Origin of the sequence: Pseudomonas sp. VE 267-6A, from assembly GCF_024126555.1 — a bacterium.
GTDB classification, from domain to species: Bacteria; Pseudomonadota; Gammaproteobacteria; order Pseudomonadales; family Pseudomonadaceae; genus Aquipseudomonas; species Aquipseudomonas palmensis.
Genome location: NZ_JAMYBY010000002.1, coordinates 309541 through 323557, shown reverse-complemented (window position 1 = coordinate 323557; position 14017 = coordinate 309541). Strand labels below are relative to the sequence as shown.

The 14017-nt window shown below is 67.7% G+C and carries 9 protein-coding genes; 8 read left to right on the top strand and 1 reads right to left on the bottom strand.

The window, feature by feature from the left end:
* Nucleotides 1–17 precede the first annotated feature (17 nt).
* From NJH59_RS03395 to NJH59_RS03360, 8 genes are read left to right on the top strand one after another with little or no spacing between them, the layout of a single operon-like run.
* A complete protein-coding gene (locus NJH59_RS03395; protein WP_210015255.1) occupies nucleotides 18–1334 on the top strand; it encodes an NAD(P)-binding domain-containing protein in 1317 nt (438 codons plus the stop codon).
* Nucleotides 1335–1362: 28 nt separating this feature from the next.
* On the top strand, nucleotides 1363–4899 hold the full coding sequence (locus tag NJH59_RS03390) for an alpha/beta fold hydrolase (protein ID WP_253086391.1): 3537 nt from the start codon (nucleotides 1363–1365) through the stop codon (nucleotides 4897–4899).
* Nucleotides 4896–6386 (top strand): NAD(P)-binding domain-containing protein, encoded by a 1491-nt coding sequence (locus NJH59_RS03385; protein ID WP_078481915.1) that lies wholly within the window; start codon nucleotides 4896–4898, stop codon nucleotides 6384–6386. The genes NJH59_RS03390 and NJH59_RS03385 overlap by 4 nt, the downstream gene beginning before the upstream one ends.
* Nucleotides 6374–9034: a beta-ketoacyl synthase N-terminal-like domain-containing protein gene (locus tag NJH59_RS03380; protein ID WP_253086390.1), complete on the top strand. Its 2661-nt coding sequence runs from the start codon at nucleotides 6374–6376 to the stop codon at nucleotides 9032–9034. The genes NJH59_RS03385 and NJH59_RS03380 overlap by 13 nt, the downstream gene beginning before the upstream one ends.
* The gene (locus NJH59_RS03375) at nucleotides 9031–10848 is read left to right on the top strand and encodes an acyltransferase domain-containing protein (protein WP_253086389.1); all 1818 of its coding nucleotides are present in this window, start codon (nucleotides 9031–9033) and stop codon (nucleotides 10846–10848) included. Before NJH59_RS03380 ends, NJH59_RS03375 begins: the two co-directional genes overlap by 4 nt.
* Nucleotides 10845–11108 (top strand): acyl carrier protein, encoded by a 264-nt coding sequence (locus NJH59_RS03370; protein WP_043860793.1) that lies wholly within the window; start codon nucleotides 10845–10847, stop codon nucleotides 11106–11108. The genes NJH59_RS03375 and NJH59_RS03370 overlap by 4 nt, the downstream gene beginning before the upstream one ends.
* Complete coding sequence (locus tag NJH59_RS03365) at nucleotides 11101–12831, top strand: fatty acyl-AMP ligase (RefSeq protein WP_253086388.1); 1731 nt, start codon at nucleotides 11101–11103, stop codon at nucleotides 12829–12831. Before NJH59_RS03370 ends, NJH59_RS03365 begins: the two co-directional genes overlap by 8 nt.
* The gene (locus NJH59_RS03360; protein WP_253086387.1) at nucleotides 12818–13615 is read left to right on the top strand and encodes an alpha/beta fold hydrolase; all 798 of its coding nucleotides are present in this window, start codon (nucleotides 12818–12820) and stop codon (nucleotides 13613–13615) included. The genes NJH59_RS03365 and NJH59_RS03360 overlap by 14 nt, the downstream gene beginning before the upstream one ends.
* Here the strand turns inward: NJH59_RS03360 and NJH59_RS03355 are convergent.
* A complete protein-coding gene (locus tag NJH59_RS03355) occupies nucleotides 13612–13902 on the bottom strand; it encodes a DUF3077 domain-containing protein (protein WP_253086386.1) in 291 nt (96 codons plus the stop codon). The two genes, NJH59_RS03360 and NJH59_RS03355, sit on opposite strands and share 4 nt — an antisense overlap.
* Between the last annotated feature and the right edge of the window lie 115 nt (nucleotides 13903–14017).

The window sequence follows — 14017 nt, the reverse complement described above, 5'->3', positions numbered from 1 at the left end:
TTCAAGGGAGTGATGCAATGCAGCAGCCGACTATCGCCATCATCGGCGCCGGGGCCAGTGGCCTGGGCGTGGCAAAGGCCCTCGGCGAAGTGGGCCTGGCCTTCGAGATCATCGAGGCCACCGCGCGTTTCGGAGGCAACTGGCAGCCCGACGGCCCGGCCTCGAAAATGTATGAAGCGGTGCACCTGATCAGCTCCAAGCGCAACACCCAGTTCGCCGACTTCCCGATGCCCGAGCACTACCCGGACTACCCGCGGCACACCCAGGTGTTCGACTACCTGACGCAACTGGCCGAGCATTGCCAGCTGCAGCAGCACACCCGCTTCAACACCCGCGTCACCCACATGGACAAGACCGCCGACGGCTGGCTGCTGAGCTTCGACGACGGGCGCCAGGCCCGCTACGAGGCGGTGGTGGTATGCAACGGCCTGCTCGGCACGCCCAAGGTGCCGCAGTACCCCGGCACCTTCAGCGGGCAGACCCTGCATGCCAGCGCGTACCGCAGCTCGGCACAGTTTCGCGGCAAGCGCGTGCTGGTGGTGGGTGGCGGCAACTCCGGTTGCGACATTGCCGTGGACGCCGCGCAAACCGCCAGCCTGGCGCTGCACTCGACCCGGCGCGGCTACCACTACATGCCCAAGTTCATCGATGGCCAGCCGACCCAGGAATGGCTGATGGACCAGGCGCCGAAATTTGCCGACGAGGACGAATACTGGGCGCACGTGGAGCGCAGCTTCAAGTTCGCCGGCTACGACGGGCGCGACTATGGCCTGCCCGCACCGGACCACGGCATTCGCGAATGCCACCCCATTCTCAACTCGCAGATTCTCTACTACATCGGCCATGGCGATGTGCAGGCCAAGCCCGACATCAGCCATTTCGACGGCCAGCAGGTGCACTTTTGCGACGCCAGCGTAGCCACCATCGACCTGATCGTATGGGCCACCGGCTACGGCATCGACCTGCCGTTTCTGCCGCTGCAGACCTTCGACTGGCAGCGCGATTTCGACTCGCTGTTTTTGCGCATGCTGCCGGCCGAGCACGACGACCTGGTGTTCGTCGGCTACCTCAACACGCCGTCGGGCATCGGCAACCTGGCCAACATGACCGGGCGCTTCGTGGCCGCCTACCTGCAGGCCCGTGCCTTGCGCAGCCCGGCCTGGCACACCGTGCAGCAGATCAAGCGTCAGCCGCAGCTGCTCGACCTGGGCCAGCAGCGCTTCATGCAGACCCAGCGCCACGCCCACGAAGTGGACCTGTGGAAGTTCATCCGGGCCGTGAACTTTCTGACCGCGCGGCTGCAGCCCTCGCCACCCTTGGCGCGTAGCGCCTGACCATCGACGACACGCCGGGGAACCGACCATGAACCAACCGACCCACCTGCCCCTGACGGGCGACCCGGATGCCGGCGCGCTGAGTGCGCGCCAGGCGCTGCTGCTGCTCGACAGCCTGGATGCCGGCGCCGCGCCGCCGCTGGAGCAGCGCCTGCTGGAGGACCTGCGCGATCTGCTGCTGGGCGTGCTGAAGATCGACCCGGCGGACTTTTCGCCCACGCGTGCATTGATGGACTATGGCCTGGACTCCATCGCCTCCACCGAAATCGGCACGCTGTTCACCCAGCGCTTCGGCATCAGCGTGCCACCGACGGTGTTCTTCGAGTTCCAGAACCTGCAGAGCTTCTGCGGCTACCTGCTGGCCAACCATCACGGGCAGTTGCTCGAGCATTACGGCGACAGTGCGCCCTTGCCCGCCCCCGCACCGGTTGTGGCTGCGGCGCCACCGATGGCGCAGGTGGTTGCGCCCGTGGCTGCCGGCGCAGTGGCCACACCCGCTACGCAAGGCCCCTTGAGCATCGAGGCGCTGTGGCAACGCTATGAGCACCTCGCCCCCGCTGCCCCGGCGGTGGTCCAGGGCACGCGAGTGAGCAACGAGTACGAGCCCAGCCAGGCCCTGCTCGACGAACAGTTCAGCCTGTGCCAGCAGGCCACGCGGGTGCAGATCCACCGACCCGGCGCGCCGCGCCTGGAATGCGCGACCTATGGCAGCGGCACGCCGGTGCTGATGCTGGGCGGGCTGGTGATGCAGTACGACGTGATGTGGCGCCTGCAACTGCAGGCGCTGGGGCGCGGGCACCGGTTGATCATGCTGCACCTGCCCGGCTGCGGCGAGGCCGAGCTGCCGCCCGCGTTCGACATTGCGCACCTGGTGGCCGATATCGTGGTGCTGCTGGATCAGCTGGGTATCGACCAGCCGCTGCCGGTGATCGGCTATTCGTTCGGCGGCGTGCTGGCCCAGGCCTTTGCCCTGGCCCACCCGCACCGCTGCGCAGGGCTGTGCATCAGCGTCAGTTCGCCGTTCAGCGAAGGCGCGTCGAACTTCCCGGTACTGATGGGCGAGCTGCAGAAAAGCCCGCGCTTCATGACCCTCAACCGCGGCTGGAACATGGCAGCGCTGCCGGCCTACCAGCAGGTGATCGGCGACTTCGACCTGCGCCCGCAGTTGGGCAACCTGCACTGCCCGTGCAGGATCATCTGCGCCAGCGACGATGCCTATCAGCCGCCGGCCTATTCGGCGCTGATCGCCAACGCCGTGCCGCATGCCGAACTGATCGAGGTGCAGGGCGCCGGGCACCTGCTGGGCTTTACCCATCACCAACGCTACAACCAGTTGCTGCTGGAGTTCCTGCACAACCTGCCAACCCCCGAAGACCCGGCCCGGCGCCCCGTGCCCCCGGTGTTTCAGCCGGCCACCGCGCACACCCTGCAAACGCTGGAAGACTACGTGCGCCAGGGCGAACAGGGCCACTGCGCGATCCTGTCGGCGCCCGCCGCGCAGACCGCCCTGCTGCTCAATCACCTGGCCAAGCGCGGCAAGCGCGAGCCTGCCGATTACCGCAGCTACTTCATGACTTCGCTGGAGGAAGCCCTGGATGCGGCCCTGCGCCTGGCCCGCCACCATGCACGCAACTGCGCCCCCGACGGCCAGGGCGAACTGCTGCTGATCGACGACAGCGGCTACTGGGCGCGCTACTTCAACCCGCTGCAGCGCGCCGATGCCAGTGCGCTGGTACCCGGCATCCGGGTGGTGGCGAGCCTTGCCCAGGCGCTGGCCTACCAGCGCCAGCATGGGCCCGAGCAACTGGCGGCGGTGGCCTGCATCCAGGCCGCCGACGCCAACGCCGAGGCCTGCGATGCCTGGCTGCGCGAGCTGGCCGGCAGCGGCATTCTCAGCCTGGTGGTGGAGCCTGCCCGGCAGGCCGGGCACTGGCCGTTGCTGGCGTTGTGCGAAAGCCCCGACCTGATCGTGCTGGGCGAGGGCCTGAGCGGGTTCCAGGCGCCGCTGGGCGCCTGCCTGGTACATGAACGGGTGAAGAACCCGTGGCTGATGACGCCCAACGAAAGCTATGTACGCCATGTGATGAGCAACTTCGGCCTGCCGTTCAAGCTGGCCTTCGAACACCTGATGGCGCAGTTCGCCGCCGGGCTGAGCGTGGATGAGCAACGCGAACTGCGCCGTATCGCCAGCAGCAGCGAAGCGACCTACCAGGCGCACCTGTGCTACGGCAACCGCGGGTACGCGAAGATCGCCCGCATGCACGGCTTCGATGGGCGCTTCCACGAGGCTCGCGGGGTGCGCTCACGGCTGATGCACGATGGCGAACCCTCGCGGGAAATCATCGACTGCTTCGTCAACGTGGGCACCTGCCCGCGCGGCCTCAACCCGCTGGATGTGATCGAGCAGGTCGCACGCCAGCACGACACCCGGCGCGACTACTGGGGCGAGCTGCAAGGCCTGCTGCAGCACAACACCGGCCTGCCGATGGCGCTGCCGGCCTCCAGCAACGTCACCGCCGTGGAGGCCGCGCTGACCCTCGGCCTGCTGGCGGCCAGGGGCGAGCGTCACAAACTGCTGTGCTTGAGCGGCGGACTGGGGTTCTCGATGCTCAGCGCCGCGGCCTCGCACACGCTGGGCTTCGATATCTTCCGCGCGCCGTTCGAGCCACTGCATGCGCATACCGTGTTCATCGACCCGCTGGCCGAAGACGCCGAGGCGCAGTTGCAGGGCCACCTGCTGAGCGGCGAAATCGCCCTGGTGTGGTTCGAGACGATCCAGGTCGATGCCAATGCCTCGCGCCCGGTGCCGCCCCACCTGATCGCGATGATCGAGCGCCATCGCGACGCCGGCGGCTACCTGGTGGGCATCGACGAAACCCAGACCAACCTGATGACCGGGCGCTTTCTGCACAGCCAGGCACAGGTGCCGCAGCCGGATATCGTGGCACTGGGCAGCGCGCTGTGCGACAGCCTGCTGCCGATGGGCGTGGTGCTGTGCAGCGAGGCCGTGACCCACGCGGGCGCCCAGCGACAACCGCAGCGCGTGGCCGACCTGCAGGGGCGCGGCATCAGCCAGCTGAGCGCGCACCTGGCGCTGAACTGCCTGCAGGCACTGGAGCGCGAGGGTGCGCTGGCCCATGCGAGAACGCAGGGGGAGTACTTCCACCAGCGCCTGCTGGAGCTGCAACGGGCGTTCCCGCTGATTCGCGCAGTGCGCGCCGAGGGCCTGCTGCTGACGGTGGAGCTGGAGCTGGCCGGCACCCCGGCGTTTGTCGAGCGCAGCTTCGGCTACCTGCTGTGGGGCAGCCTGCTGCGCGACCCCGAAGGCGGGGTGGCGGCAGCCGTGTGCCCGATCCACAACCACTGCCTGCGCTACCTGCCGCCGCTGAACATCGACCGCGACAGCATCGACCTGATGGTCGCCAACCTGCGCCGGGCCCTGGCCCGGGGCGTGGACGGCGTGCTGCAGGACTGCGCCGAACACAACCGGCACCTGGGCGATACGCGCACTGCGCAGTTTCTGTCGAGCCTCACCCACCCTAAAAAAAAAGGACCCAACCTGTGACTGAGCACACTCGCGTCAACTCGCCAAGCCACGCCGCACCGGGTGTGGCCGCCATTCGCCCGCTGACCGGGCCAGGCCCCAGGGTGTGCATCGTCGGCGCCGGGGTCGGCGGCCTGTCGATGGCCCGCGCGCTCAAGCGCAAGCACATCGCCTTCGACTGCTTCGACAAGCGCGACCGCATCGGCGGTATCTGGGCCTTCGACCACACGGGCGAGCACACCTCGGTGTGGCACAGCATGAACATGAACACACCCAAGGGCCTGTACCAGTTCAGCGACTTCCCCATGCCGTCGCATTACCCGGACTTCCCCTCGCACCGCCAGGTGCATGCGTACCTGGACAGCTTCGTCGAGCACTTCGCGCTGCGCGACAGCATTCACCTGGAGTGCCCGGTGCAGCACACCGAGCGCCTGGCCGACGGCACCTGGCGGGTGACCCTGGGCTCGGGCGAAGTACGCCACTACGACGCGCTGGTGGTCGCCAACGGGCACCACAACACGCCCAACCTGCCGGACTACGCAGCCACTGCCCGGATCGACAGCATCCACTCCAAGCACTACCGCTATCGCCACCCCTACCAGGACAAGACCGTGATGGTGGTGGGCGTGGGCAACAGCGGCGCGCAGATTGCCGTGGACGTGAGCCACGATGCACGCATGACCTACCTGTCGCTGCGCCGTGGGGTGTACGTGCTGCCGCACTACCTGTTCGGCATTCGCGTGGACAAGGTGATGGGCCCACTCAACGACTGGTGGGTGAAGAAGCTTCTGCCCTACCCGCTGACCGGGCTGATGTTCACCGGCCTGTACAAGCTGCTGATCGCCAAGCGCAAGCAACTGGGCATGCCCAAGCCCGACCACCTGATGATGTCGAGCCTGCCGACGCTGTCGGAGAACTTCGCCAACCGCGTGGGCGACGGCAAGCTCAAGGTGGTGCCGCAGGTGCAGCGCATCGACGGCAACACCGTGCACTTCGTGGATGGCAGCAGCCTGGAAGTGGACGCGGTGATCTACGCCACGGGCTATCACACCGACTTCCCGTTCTTGCCCCAGAGCCTGTTGCAGATCGAGGAAAACCGCATTCCGCTGTACCAGCGGATCTTTTTGCCCGAGGTGCCGAACCTTGCCTTCATCGGCGTGTTCCAGGCCGTGACCTGGGGCTTTCTGGACATGATGGAGCGCCAGGCCGAGGTGGCCGCCGACTACTTTGCCGGTGCGTACCAGCGCCCCGGGGCCGAGGCCGAGCGCGCGCACATTGCCGCCGAGCGCAAGGTGATCGAGCGCGAGTTCCTGGCCACCCCACGCAACAACTACGAGATGCACGGCCCCACCTACCTGCACTACCTGGCCAAGGAGCTGCGCCAGGGTCGCGAGCGGGCCCAGGCCGGCAATCGCCAGAGCCCGTTGCTGAGCATCGCCCACACCTATGACGCCAGCAGCGCCGCACACCACGTCCAAGAGCGGGAGCCGGTCTCATGCCCGTCGTGACGCCGGTCGCCGTGGTCGGCATGAGCGCTCGCCTGCCGGGGGCGCCAGACCTGCGCGCGTTCTGGCAGCTGTTGCGCGAAGGCCGCGATGCAGTCGGCCAGGTGCCGGCCGAGCGCTGGAACTGGCGCGACCACGACAGCACGCTGAACCCCGGGGAAGAGACCACCTACTGCCAGCGCGGCGGCTTCATGCCCTGGGTCGACCGCTTCGACGGGCGCTTCTTCGGCATTCTGCCCCGCGAAGCGCAAGGCATGGACCCGCAGCAACGGCTGTTCTTGCAGGCGGCCTGGGCGGCGCTGGAAGATGCCGGCTACGCGCCGGGCCAGCTGGCCAAACGGCGGGTGGGGGTGTTCGTGGGCGTGGGCCATGCCGACTACCCCACGCTGATGCGCCGCGACGGCGTGCCCAGTGATGCCTGGCGCGGCACCGGCATTGCGCTGACAGCCATCGCCAACCGGGTGTCGTACTGCCTGGACCTGCACGGCCCCAGCGAGGCCATCGACACCGCCTGCTCCAGCTCGCTGGTGGCACTGCACCGTGCCCGGCAGGCACTGCAGGACGGTGAATGCGAGCTGGCGATCGTGGGCGGGGTCAACCTGCTGCTGGGGCCGGAGCTGTTCATCGCCTTCGGCAAGGCCGGCATGCTCAGCCATGCCGGACATTGCCAGACCTTCGCCGCCAGTGCCGACGGCTATGTGCGCGGCGAAGGGGTGGCCGCGCTGGTGCTTGCGCCGCTGGCGGCAGCCCAGGCCAATGGCGACTTCATCTACGGCCAGGTGTGCGCCAGCGCGCAGAACCACGGCGGCCGTGCCCACAGTTTTACCGCGCCCAACCCCAAGGCGCAGACCGAGGTGATCACCCGGGCCTGGCAGCAGAGCGGCCATTGCCCCAGCCAGGCGCGGATGATCGAGACCCACGGCACCGGCACGCCGCTGGGTGACCCGATTGAAATCAACGCGCTGAAGAACGCCCTGCCCATGACCGAGGCCGGCACGCCCATCGCACTGGGCGCGCTCAAGAGCCAGATCGGCCACCTGGAAGCCGCGGCCGGGATTGCCTCGGTGATCAAGAGCCTGCTGTGCCTGCAGCATCGCCAGGTGGTGGGCAACCTGCACCATGACGCGCTCAACCCGCAGATCGAGCTGGCGGGCAGCCCGTTCTATCTGCCCGATGCCACGCATTCCATGGGCGAACAGGATGCACCGCTGCTGGCCGGGGTGAGTGCGTTCGGGTTTGGCGGGGTGAATGCGCATGTGGTGCTCAAGGCTGCCGACAGGGGGAGCGACAGCCCTGGCGTGCCCGACGGCCAGGCGTATCTGGTGCTGCTGTCGGCCAAGGATGAAGACGGCCTGCGCGCCCGTGCGCGGCAGTTGCTGGCGGCCTTTGGCGAGCCCTTGCCCGATGCCGGCGGCGCGCTGCGCCAGGCGCTGGACGAACGTCTGCGCGACCTGCTGGGGCTGATGCCAGGCAACGGTGTGGCCACCCGGCTTGCCGAGCTGAAGATGGACGCCGAGGATTTTGTAGGTTGCCTGGAGCAGGCGCTGGACGCCCTGCAACTGGACGTACCCATCGATGCATGGCGCGGTGCGGTAAGCCTTGAAGAGGTGGTTGAGCGGCTGGTGGGCGAAGCGGCGGTGCAGCCTGAAGAGGCGGCACGGCTGGAGAGCTTGAATGCGTTGCCGGGCGACCTGTCGGCCAGCCTTGCGGCCATCGCCCGCAGCCTGCAGGAGGGGCGCGATGCGATGGTGCGGCGGCTGGCGGTGGTGGTCGATAGTCGCGAGGCGTTGTTCGAACAGCTGCGGGCGTATCTGGGGTCGTCTGATTGCCCCTCGGATACCCGGTGGCACAGCGCTGATGAGCTGACCGCCAAACCGGCGCCGGAGGCAGGCAGTGGCCGGGCCGACCGTGCACTGCTCGAGCAATGGGCTGCGCATTGGGTGGCCGGCAAAGTGCCGAGCCCGGGCTGGGCCACGCTGTATGGCGACGAACCGCGGCCACACAAGTATCCCTTGCCGGCCTACCCTTGGCGGCTGGAGCGGGTGTGGTACAGCGCAGCCGTCGCAGCACCTGCGCCGGCCACGCCGGCACAGGCGTGGCTCGACTGCTGGGCGCCTGGCGCGGCGCTGCCGGGTTCATGCATGGCGCTGGCCGCCCTGGTGGGCCATGTGGCCCAGCCAAGCAGCGTGCTGCACTGGCACGATGTGTGTTTTGGCCCGCCGGTTGCCCTTGCGGCAAGCGACACGCTGCACTTTACCCGCGCCCCACGGCATTGGCAGGTGAGTGTGAACGGGCAGGTGCTGCTGCAGGTCGAGACCGCGGCTGCGGTTGCTGCCGCGCCGGTATTGCAGGCGTTGCCCGTCACGGCAGAGGGTGTGCAGGCGACACTGCCTCAGGGCCTGGACGGCTACCGGCTGTGGGCTGCGCTGTTGACCCACCTGAGCACGGCGGCGGGCACCAGCCTGCCCTATCGCGTTCGCACGCTGACGCTTGATCCCCAGGCGTTGCGAGACGCGCGGCAGCTGAGTGTCGAGCGCCAGGGCATGACCTTCGATGTGGCCCTGTGCACGGCCGATGGCCGCTGCGCACTGCGCCTGGAGGGCATGCAGATGCGCGCCTTCGACCTTGTGCGCCAGCAGGTGAGCGCATGAAGGCGTGGTTGTTCCAGGGCCAGGGCAGCCAGCGCAAGGGCATGGGCGCGGCGTTGTTCGCGCGTTTTCCGGCGCTGGTGGCCGAAGCCGATGCGGTACTGGGTTACTCGATCGAGCGTCTGTGCCTGGAAGACCCCGAGCAGCAGTTGAACCTCACCACCTTCACCCAGCCGGCCATCTATGTGGTGTCGTGGCTTGGCTACCTGGCGGCACGTGAGGATGGCGCCGTTGCCAGCGTTGCGGCCGGGCACAGCGTGGGTGAGTACGCGGCGCTGACCGCTGCCGGCGCGCTGGACTTCAGCCTGGGCCTGCGCATCGTCATCGAGCGGGCGCGGTTGATGGCCCAGGTGCAGGGCGGCGGGCTGGTGGCGGTGCTGGGCCACGATCGACAGCGGGTGCAGGCACTGCTGGACGAACGGCCGGATGCAGGCCTGGCCATCGCCAATATCAACAGCCCCACACAGATCATCGTAGGGGGCACGCTGGCAGCCCTTGAACAGTTGCTGGAGCACTGCACAGCGCGGGGGATTCGGGCCATTGCGCTGAAGGTGAGCGGGCCCTTTCATACCGCGCACATGGCCGCTGTGGAGCAACCGTTTCGGGACTTTCTGCAACGCATGAGCGGAGCGTTTCGCGAACCGGCATTCCCGGTGATCGCCAACGTGCACGCGCGCCCGCATACCCGCGACGGGCTGGTGGAGGCACTGTCCACACACCTGACCCACCCGGTGCAATGGCAGCAGGTGGTCGAGCGGATGCTGGCCGAGGGCGTCGAGGATTTTATCGAGATCGGCCAGCCTGCGATTCTGGGCGGGATGCTCAAGGCTATTCGTGAGCAGCCTGCCGTTGAGCGGTCGAATGCCCCTGCGCGCCCTGTGCTGGTGATTGCGCCTGACGCCCCCGCGCTGCTGAGCGAACTGGCACGCCACGGGGCCATGGGGCTGATCGACAGTCACGGCCTGGACCAAAAACAGTTGAAGGCCCGTGTGCTGCGCCTGAGTGCCGAGCCGCAGGTGGGCGGCCGTTTCGGTATCCGCCTGCATGGCCGCGCAGATCCGGCACTGATTGATTGGCTGGCGGACCAGACACTGGCCTGCATCGAGGTGCCGGCCCACTGGCAGCCGCTGCGTGAGCGCTGCCCTGGGGTGCGTTGGCAGGTGCGGGTCGAGTGCATCGATGAGCTGGAGGCTGACGCCGATGCACTGGTGATTGCTGCCGATACACATCTGCCCCTGCTGCTGGCAGCGCTGGCCCGGCGCAAGCCTTGCGGGCCGAAGATCGGCGCCAGCGGCCTGATCGGCAGCCCTGCCAGCGCCCAGGCGATGTTCGATATGGGGGTGGATTTCGTGGTGTGCGGCAGCGTGTTTCTGCTGGGCAGCGAGGCCGGCCTGCCCGTCGAGCGTCAGCAACAGCTTGCCGGCATGACACAGGCCGAGCATCGCCCGTTGACGGACTGGCGCTACCCCGAGTTCGCCAGCCGCACGCCCGGCTATGTGCTCGACAGGTTGCGCAACGAACAGGCCGAGGCGTTGCAGGCCTTCTACCTCAGCGACAGCGGCGGCGACCAGGCCGCGCTGCGCGACCGCCTTGGCGACGCTGCCAACCCCGCGACCCAAGCCACCTGCGCACGCCGCGCACTGCAGGCCCACATGCTCGCCGGCCTCAACCAATGGCAACAGCCGGGCGATGCCTCGCTGTGGCTGTTCAATCACTGGCGCCAGCGCTGCCGGCCCGAGCTGCCCATTCCCATGCCCACGGAGCAATTGCTCAACCTGCTCTGCCCTCCCCTCTGCCCTTCAAGGACAACGCCATGACCCTGGTCGAGACGCTGCAAACGCGCATCAGCGAATTCATCTGCTGTGAAATGGACCTGCCGCCCGAAGACATCGACCTGGATACGCCCCTGGGTGCGTTCGGGCTCGGCTCGCTGGCGGGCATGAAACTGATCGGCAGCCTGGAGCAGCAGTTTGGCTTGCGCCTGTCGCCGACCCTGGTGTTCGAGCACCCGACCATCGCCGAATTGGCCCTCGCCATCGCGGCGATTGCCGCCCGTGGGGAGGCCGCGCATGTTTGACAAGAGCTGCCTGACCCCACAGGAACTGGCCAGTGCAACCGGCCTGCTGGCGGTACACGATAGCCTGGCGCTGCGCGCCTGGGTGCACCCGCACAAGGTGCTGTTCACCCTGCTCGACGACCAGGGGGAAGAACAGCAGCAGGTCAGCTACCAGCAGTTGCTGGGGCGGGCCAACGCCATCGCCCGCCAGTTGCAGGCCGTGAGTGAGCCGGGTGATCGCGTGGCGCTGTTCTTCCCGCAGGGCCTGGACTTTATCGCAAGCTTTCTGGCCTGCCTGATTGCCGACCGCATCGCCGTCCCCGTCAACCTGCCGAACCGGCGCCGGGTGGAGCGTTGCCTGAGCATTCTGCATGACAGCGGCAGCCGCCTGCTGCTGGTGGCCGCAAGCGAACAGGCAATGCTGCAGCAGGCATTTGCCGGCACCCCGGCGGCGGCGCTGGCGATGCTGAGCCCTACCGACGATTGCGACGCACCGTTGGCGTTCGCCCGGCCTGCGGAGCGTGACCCACAGCGCGTCGCCTTCTTGCAGTACACCTCCGGCTCCACCTCGGCGCCCAAGGGCGTGAGGGTGAGCCACGCCAACATCACTGCCAACCTGCGCATGATGCGCGACAGCTGGGCGCTGGACCACACCAGCGACTTCGTCACCTGGCAGCCGCACCACCATGACATGGGCCTGATACTCGGGCAGCTGCTGCCCATCGTGTTGGGCAACCACACGGTGATCATGGCGCCGGCGACCTTCGTGCGTCAGCCGCTGATCTGGTTGCAGGCCATTGCGCGGTACAAGGCGCGGTTGGCCGGGGGGCCGAACTTTGCCTACAACCTGGCGGTGGAGCGTTACGACGCCGAACGCCTGCAGGGCCTGGACCTGTCCCACTGGACCCACGCCCTCAACGGCGCCGATGTGGTTCGCCCGGCAAGCCTTGCGCGCTTTGCGCAGCAGTATGCGGAGCATGGCTTCAGGGCCAGCGCGTTTGTGCCGTGCTATGGGCTGGCGGAGGCAACGCTGTTCGTGAGCGGTGGGCCGCAGGGGCGGCCGGTATGCTCGGTGGTGGTGCCCGTGGATGCGGGGGCACCGCAGGAGCTGGTGGGGTGTGGCGAGCCTTCGTGGGAGGTGGAAATCGCAATCGTCGACCCGGCCAGCCGACAGCGCTGCACGCCTGGGCACATCGGCGAAATCTGGCTACGCGGGGCGAGCATTGCACAGGGCTATTGGCAGAACCCGGCTGCGACCGAGGCGGGTTTCAAAGCGCGGATCGACGATGGCAGCCCCCTGGATTACCTGCGCACCGGCGACCTGGGTTTTGTCGGCCCCGACGACCGCCAGCTGTACGTGTGTGGCCGGCTCAAGGACCTGATCATCTGCGAGGGCCGCAACCTGCACCCCGAAGACATCGAGTACACCGTGATCGAAGCCCTGGACGAGGTGCGCCCGCAGAGTTGCGCGGTGTTCAGCCACGACAACGAGCAGCAGCGCCAGACCCTGGTGGCGGCCATCGAACTGAACCGCGAGATCAAGCGCTGGCTGCAGGACAACCCGCGTCAGCTCAAGGCGGTGGTACGCAGCGCAGTGGTGGACCAGCACGGCATCACCCTCAACCGCATCGTGTTCGTGCAGCCCACCAGCATGCACAAGACCACCAGCGGCAAGATCCAGCGCGCGAAGATGCGCCAGCTGTACTTGGCGAGCGAGCTGGACCTGTTCGATGAGACCCGCTGAGCCGTTGGTGCAGTGGCTGGCAGACGCCGAAGCGCCGGTCAGCCTGGTCTGCTTTCACTGCGCGGGCGGCAGCGCGCAGAGCTTCTTTGAGTGGAAGCAGGCGGCGGCTGGGGTGTGCGAGTTGTACGCCGTGGAACTGCCGGGGCGCAGCCGACGCTTGCGCGAGCCGTTCGCCCGCTCGGTAACGGAGGTGGCCGCGGCGTTTGCCGAGCAGTGCCAGGCGTTGCCCGACAAGCCGCTGGTGCTGTTCGGGCACAGCCTGGGCGCCCTGCTCGCCTACGAGACTGCGCGGGTGTTGCTGGCGCAGGGGGTGCGCAAGCCCGTGCACCTGCTGGTGTCTTCTCGCCAGAGCCCGGACTGGCTGCCCGTGTGCGCTGGCCTGCCAGCACTCAATGACCAGGCCTTGCGCGATTACCTGGCGAACCTTGCCGGCACGCCACGGGAGGTGCTGGCGAACCAGGCGATGATGGACCTGGCGGTGCCGATACTGCAGGCCGACCTGGAGTTGATTCTGGGGTATCGCCACACGCATGTGCGCGGCCTGGACATCCCGGTGGATGCGTTTGGCGGTATGGGTGACGAGCAGGTGCGCTTTGAATCGCTGGGTTGTTGGCAGCGCGTGACCGAGGGTGGTTTCAGCCTGCGCATGATCGAGGGCGGGCACTTTGCGGTGATGCAGCAGCCGCAGGTGGTGATGGCCCGGGTGCGGGTGATCGGTGACGGCCTTGCAGCGGCCGAGGGGCAGCATCGGCGCCCTTCGCCCGCTGCTGTGCGGGGTGGCTAGTCGGTGAGCATGGCGTGAGCCACGTCCTCGACCAGGGCTTTTGACATGCCGCTGAGGCAGTGCGCGGCCCAGATCAGCGAGGTGTCCTGCTGGGTGCCGGCCTGCAGGGTGAGCTTGTACACGCAGCTCATCAGCGCGGCGGCTTGCTCCAGCGCGAACTGCGCATTGTGGCCGGGTTGCACGCGGAACAGCCGGTCGGCGTTGGAGGCTGCTTCGCCTTCGCCGAAGGTGCCGACGCCGATGGTTTTGACCGCGTTTGTGGCGGGTGCAATCGAATCCTTGTCCATCCAAAATGCTCCTGCAGCGTTGCCAATTTCAGGAGGTGTGGGGGCTCTACAGGCGCCGCATAACCTTGTAGGCACTGGCCTTGCCAGCGAATGCAGACACCGCCGTAGCCGAATG